Annotated in this window: 5 protein-coding genes; 1 reads left to right on the top strand and 4 read right to left on the bottom strand. The window is 34.9% G+C overall.

The window, feature by feature from the left end; translation table 11 throughout:
- From ACIEHO_RS06440 to ACIEHO_RS06425, 4 genes are all read right to left on the bottom strand, one after another.
- Nucleotides 1-682: hypothetical protein (locus ACIEHO_RS06440; RefSeq protein WP_406969837.1), on the bottom strand; the 682-nt coding region annotated here is incomplete at its 3' end.
- Nucleotides 683-1478: 796 nt separating this feature from the next.
- Nucleotides 1479-2369, bottom strand: a complete 891-nt coding sequence (locus tag ACIEHO_RS06435) for a universal stress protein (protein ID WP_406969835.1) — start codon at nt 2367-2369, stop codon at nt 1479-1481.
- A gap of 193 nt (nt 2370-2562) precedes the next feature.
- The gene (locus tag ACIEHO_RS06430; protein ID WP_406969833.1) at nt 2563-5112 is read right to left on the bottom strand and encodes an ABC transporter permease; all 2550 of its coding nucleotides are present in this window, start codon (nt 5110-5112) and stop codon (nt 2563-2565) included.
- Nucleotides 5109-5795, bottom strand: a complete 687-nt coding sequence (locus ACIEHO_RS06425; protein WP_406969831.1) for an ABC transporter ATP-binding protein — start codon at nt 5793-5795, stop codon at nt 5109-5111. The genes ACIEHO_RS06430 and ACIEHO_RS06425 overlap by 4 nt, the downstream gene beginning before the upstream one ends.
- Nucleotides 5796-5868: 73 nt before the next feature.
- Here ACIEHO_RS06425 and ACIEHO_RS06420 point away from each other — a divergent pair, with 73 nt between their 5' ends.
- Nucleotides 5869-6558, top strand: a complete 690-nt coding sequence (locus tag ACIEHO_RS06420; RefSeq protein ID WP_406969829.1) for an arylesterase — start codon at nt 5869-5871, stop codon at nt 6556-6558.
- Nucleotides 6559-6576 lie beyond the last annotated feature (18 nt).

The following is a 6576-nucleotide window of genomic DNA, read 5'->3' as shown; positions in this document are numbered from 1 at the left end:
TCGCCGAACCCGTTCCTCCACAAAGGTCAGAAAGTGCAGTAAAGTTATTTGACCAAGTTACATTACTACAAGTATCCAAGGCAGCAGCGCCGCCATTAGAATTTAACCATGCAGTAAGAGCAGTTCCATTACCGGCACCATCACATTCAACAGTTTGGTCAGATGCAGCGGTATCTATGCTAGGGTCTGTGGTATCTTGAATTGTAAAAGTAGCTGTCGTATTAGCAGAAAAAGGATCTCCACAAGTATCAGTAGCAGTAAAGGTTACTGTTACTGAGCCTGTTGTACCACAATCATCATTAACAGGATTTGTTATGGGGTCATAGTCATTAGACCATGTTACTATACCAGCACAACCACTAGAATGAGTTGCACCACCATTAGAGCTTAACCAATTATTAAGTTCAGATGCATTTCCGGAGCCATCACATTCAACAGTTAAATCAGAAGCAGGATTGTCTATAACAATAAGCACATTAGAGCTTATGAATTCCGCTTTTAGATTATAGGCATTACCAACACCAAACACTTTAACATAATCAGATATTAAACCATAGTAGGGGCTATAGTAATTTGAAGATACAGGATTTCGATCTAAGTAAATATTATTAGCCAATAAAGTACTGGATAATAATAGAGTGCCTAGAACACAAAGAAACATGTAAATGTAATTTTTTTTCATCGCCCATATCACATATTAACATAACATATACATATGTATCTCCTATATTTAATATAAATCTCTAAATATTGGAGTACCCTAAGCGGTTAGGTCATGAATTTTAACTTACAATTAATGCACTTTAAAAATCGAAAGATGGAACATACAATTAAAGTAGTTATATTGAAGGCAAAGCACAAATAAAGTCGATGAAAGACCTTATAATCCCATTAAGGTTAAATACTAAAAATTTTAGTTGTAAGTGACTTATAATAAGGCAATAAGATTAATCATTATTGTATGCAATAAAATAAAAAAGGTGATTAGCCCATTACACCTATCGAAGATATAAATTGGTTTAAATCAAAAACCATGTCTGTAACAGACAGACAGGCACCCCAATTTTTGTTCCTGATAGCCAACGGAGTAAAAAGAAACCCTTATCCATTGGTTCAACTATTTAAACTTTTAGAAAACGCGAGGTGCTTAATAAAGACACAACTTCTTTAAAACCAAAAATTACAATAACGCTATTTAAAAGGCAACTATATGCCCTATTATGATGGGATGTATGAGACCATTAAAAAAAACATGTTCTCCTGTCACTGCAGAAGATGGCACGCATTTATTTGAAGTGACTGAAGCGGCATCTAAAAACAATAAAGAAGATACAATGATTCAAAGTTAATTTATGTAACTCTAAATCTCGCAACATAATGTCCAGTCTAATATAGTAAGTCCATAACTCAATTAGGGCTGACCAAGTTAAACTAAAAACAGGTAGTATTTGTTGCAGTTATTCTATAATATATGACATCTAATACATCTTTACTCCATCATCAATCGAAAAAGTCAAATTTCCAGACTTTACACTAGGCTTTTTAAAAACTAGCAAAGGAATAGAAATATCGGATTCCATATCTTTTACCAAATCTTTGTAAAATAAATTGGTAAGATTCAAATCGCGTTTGCGCTCCAACATAGCTAGCATACTTGCATTTTCTTCATTTACAATATTTAATAACCCAGATTTTATTTTAGTCGACGCTATGGTTTTAAATGTTATTTCAGAATAGGTCAACTGTTTCGAAACTCTATCCTTAAATTGTTTCATTAGTAATTTCGCTGGGTACTCATAAGTTTTATAAACATGTATAACTTCTATTAATGCCGAAAACGGTTTTGCTATTTCCACAAGTTTCTTTAGTGATAAAATATCATATTCCTCAAAATCTGTAGCATAAACTATAGTTGAAATCGTGTTATAAGTCATTCTATTTGGTACTATTAATTGCGGTATTTCTATATCATCTAGTAGCGCATTAGCAATATTACCGGAAAAATACCCACGTGCACTATAGCTATCTTTCATGCCGATAATAATTAAATCGGGGTTTAGTGTTTTAGAAAGTCGCAAAATACTATCCGATATAGAATTGCTTTCAACCACGTGTGTAGTGATTGACTTTTGTTGGAATTCATTTTTTAAATTAACCTTGCAATATTTGTCCACCAAATCCATCTGTTCATTATGCATTCTTTTTTTTAGGGATTCTACTGGTTTTATTGATGAAAATGATATGGGAGGAAATTCATATACATGTAGAACATGCAAATCTGCTTTCATAATAGAGCTAAAACGGTAAACAAACCTCAACGATGAAGCATCATTATCCGTACAATCTGTGGCATATAGTATAGTTTTCATATTTTTTTCTTTAACTGAATAAAGTTAGGCTTCAGTTACCATTTTTAAAATGATATTTATCATATCCCTATAAACAGAATTAATCCAATATTAATTAATAGAGATTAGAGATATTATAGTCTAGGTCAATAACTTTAAGATTCAAGCAATTAAAATTACTCTCTTTTAATTTCCAGATAGCCTTTTATTTCTATTAAGCTTCTTTTCTCAAAACTTCCAATGGCGAATTTTTAATAACGCTCCTACTATTGTAGATCCCTATAACAAGAACCAAAATCGTAATAAAAGGAAAGATTACAACAAACGGAACTATTGACGGTGTAAAAGGGGTTTCAAACATCCATAAGCCTATCAATTGGCTACCAAGTAATGAAAGTAAAATACCGGTTAAACTCCCAATAATTCCTAAAAACATATATTCTAAAGCTATTATTTTAAGTATTTGGTTGCTTTTTGCTCCCAGTGTTCTTAGCAGTACACTTTCCTTAATACGCTGGTGTTTACTGGTACGCACCGCACCTATGAGTACAATAACACCTGTTAGGATACTGAAAAATGCCATAAAGTTGATAATCCAACCTATTTTATCAAGAAGTTTTTCTACAACATTTAGAATCTGGCGTAAATCTAATATGGAAATGTTCGGAAATTTATTAACCAATTTTTGTTGTAAACCAGCTGATTCCTCCTCATTCGGAACACGAGTTGATATAACCCTAAATTGTGGTGCCTTTTCCAACACCCCTTTAGGAAAGACAATGTTAAAATTCAACTGCGGACGCCCCCAGTCCACTTCCCTTACGCTTCCTACTTTTGTGTTTATTAATACCCCTTGAACATTAAACGTGATTTTATCATCCAAAGTCACTTTAGCATCTCTTGCAAAATTATCACTTATAGAAATAGGTACTAAATCTGAATTGGTTACAAATTGAGTGAACTCACCTTGTTGTATGGTTTCGGAGGATAAAAGCGAATCGCGATAGGTGGTCCTATACTCATGGTTTAATATCCGCCCGCTTATTCTTATTGTTGAATCATTACGTATTTCATTGACCGTTTTGCCCTTAATACTATGAACACGCATGGTCACAATTGGAATATTGTCAATTACGGGGTAAGATTCATTGGTTATTGTTGCTTCAACGCCATTAGTTTGGTTATTTTGAATATCGAGCAATATCATGTTGGCGCTATTTGTTTTAGCTTCAAATGAAGCTTGGGAAAGCAAAAGGTTTTTACTAAAATATAAGGTGCTAATTAAAAATGTACCTACACCAATGGTTACTACTAAAATTAATGTTTGATTTTTAGGACGGAATAAATTAAGTAAGCTAGTACGTGCCACAAAACCCCAAGAATATGGAAAGAATTTTTTTATGGCTCTCATAAAACCATGAGCAACCCCTCCTAAGATGGAAAAGGTTACAATAATACCGACTAAAAATGCCAATGCATATTCGATGTCTTTCAACAGCCAAAACGCAAATAAAAGAATAAAAGTAAATATAATGACCAACACGAATAGACCGGATTTTAATGATTTAGAGCTCGTCTCTTCTTGAATGCGAAGGGCTCGTAATGGTGAAATATAGATTGTGCCGATTAATGGATATAAAGCAAACAAAATAGACATGAACACTCCTAATAAGACTCCCACTAAAATAGCCTGGGGGACGAGACTTATTTGAACATTTATTGGTAATAACCCCTCGAGTAATACAGGAAAAAATTGTTGTAAAAACACACCAACTAAAGTCCCTAAAATACCTCCTATTAAGCCTATAAAAGCAATTTGAATGAGATAAATAAAAAACGTTTGTATTTTGCTCGCTCCAAGACACTTTAAAATAGCAACAGAGCGTAGTTTTTCTTTAATATAAATATGAACAGCACTAGCTATGCCCACACAGCCTAAAAGTAAAGCTACAAACCCCACTAGGTTGAGGAATTTACCAAAATTATCATAACGCCTTCCCAGTCGAGAACTGGTACTGGTATGCACATCCAAATCGGCATCGTTGGCATCTAGTCTATCGTCTATCGCATCGTCTAAAAGTTTTAAATTCGTATTTGATTTTGCAACAAAATAAAACTCGTAATCCAATCGACTTCCTGTTTGTACAAGTCCAGATGCTTCAATATAGTCATAAGGAATAATTACAGGCGGAGCCATGCTATTGAAAAATGAAGAGCTGCCTGGTGCAGATTTTAAAGCACCACCAATTGGCAGTGTTGTTTTTCCTATTTTTATGGAATCTCCTAATTTCAATGAAAATTGAAGCATAACGGTGGCATCAACCAATGCCGTTTCTTTTTCCTGATAATTTTTAGCGGCTTCTAGTGGTTCAGTTTCCAAAGCCCCATAAAAGGGAAAACCGCCTTCAATACCACGTATACGCACAAATTTAGTAGCCCCTTGCCTAGGAAATGCTACCATGGATGGAAAATTAATTTCACGAGCATCTGGCCCTCCTAAAGAGTCCATTATAGCCAAAACAACTTCATTAGGTGGCTTGTTGCTATCTATCTTATAGTCACTTCCCATTAAAGATTTTGACTGGAGCTTAATGTTTTCCTTCAAATTTTGACTAAAAGACTGTATAGATACCACGGCAGCAATGCCAAGTACAATTGAGGCTATAAAAAGTGTTAATTTTTTCCAGCTTGACTTGCCGTCCCGACAAGCCATTTTTAATATCCAGCCAAAACCAACTTTAGAATCAAATGTTTGTTGTGTCATTGGGCCAGTTTTGTATTTTCAACAATACGTCCACCCTTCAGTTTAATCATGTGTTTGGCCTTTTTCGCTAATTCAATATCGTGCGTTACTATAATGAGCGTAGTACCTAATTCTTTATTAAGGTCGAATAGCAAACGTTCAACCTTTTCTCCTGTTTCGGCGTCTAGGTTTCCTGTAGGTTCGTCAGCAAAAAGTATTCTTGGATTATTGGAAAAAGCTCTTGCCAGAGCCACTCGTTGTTGTTCTCCACCAGATAATTGTGAAGGATAATGGTGCAATCGGTCTGCCAAACCAACCTTTACTAAAAGCGTAGTAGCTTTTAAAGTGGCTTGTTTGTCTCCTTGTAATTCAAGCGGAACAGCCACATTTTCTAAGGCCGTAAGTGTTGGCAGCAATTGAAAGTCCTGAAAAATAAAACCAACTTTTTGGTTTCGAAGCTGAGCACGTTCATCCTCATTAAGGGTGCTTGTCTTGGTATTACATAGTTCAACAGTGCCAGAATCTGGTTGGTCCAAACTAGCACAAATGCCCAATAATGTAGTCTTGCCACTGCCCGATGGCCCCACAATTGCAAAAGTGTCTTGTGCTTCAATAGAAAAATTAATATCCTTGAGAATAGTGAGTTTTTTTGAACCACTAAAATAACTTTTCTCTAAGTTTGTAACGTTTAATATATTTACCATCAGCGTTTTTTAAGAGGATGTTTTGGATTTTCGACAAATTAAAAAAATGATTTCAAAAATGAATTTTTATGCCATGCGAAACCTGTTAATGTTTTGTTATTTTTTATTGATAACCATCACTGTTTCATGTAAAGAAACAAACAATAAAACAACTGAAAGAGCCGAAGATAATACCGAAGTTAACGAAGTTGGGCAAGCTACAGCCTCTAAAGACAAGATTATTTTGTTTTTTGGTGACAGTTTAACTGCAGGAATGGGATTAGATACAGAAGAAGCCTTCCCTGCCTTAATACAGGAAAAAATAGATTCGTTAAATTTACCACATCAAGTGGTGAACGCAGGTTTAAGCGGAGAAACCTCTGCCAGCGGCAAGAATAGAGTTGATTGGATACTGAACCAAAAGGTTGATATTATTGTATTGGAACTTGGTGCTAACGACGGGTTACGAGGTGTGCCATTGAGCGAGACCAAGAAAAACTTGCAGGCCATTATAAACTTTGTGAAAGAGGAAAATCCTGAAACCCAAATAATTTTGGCTGGTATGCAAATCCCCCCTAATTTAGGGTTGGAATATACTTCTGAATTCAAGAATATTTTTCCTGAACTTGCCGAAAAAAATAACTTGAAGCTTATTCCTTTTCTACTCAAAGATGTCGCAGGAATTCCAGAGCTGAATCAGAACGACGGTATTCATCCAACGGCCGAAGGACATAAAGTTGTAGCCGAAAATGTGTGGTCTGTATTAAAAGATGCGGTAAATTAAATTTACTTCTAGTTTATA

This window comes from Flavisericum labens (assembly GCF_045446075.1).
GTDB lineage: Bacteria > Bacteroidota > Bacteroidia > Flavobacteriales > Flavobacteriaceae > Flavisericum > Flavisericum labens.
The sequence above is the reverse complement of the archived record's forward strand: the minus strand, read 5'-3'. Positions and strand labels throughout refer to the sequence as shown.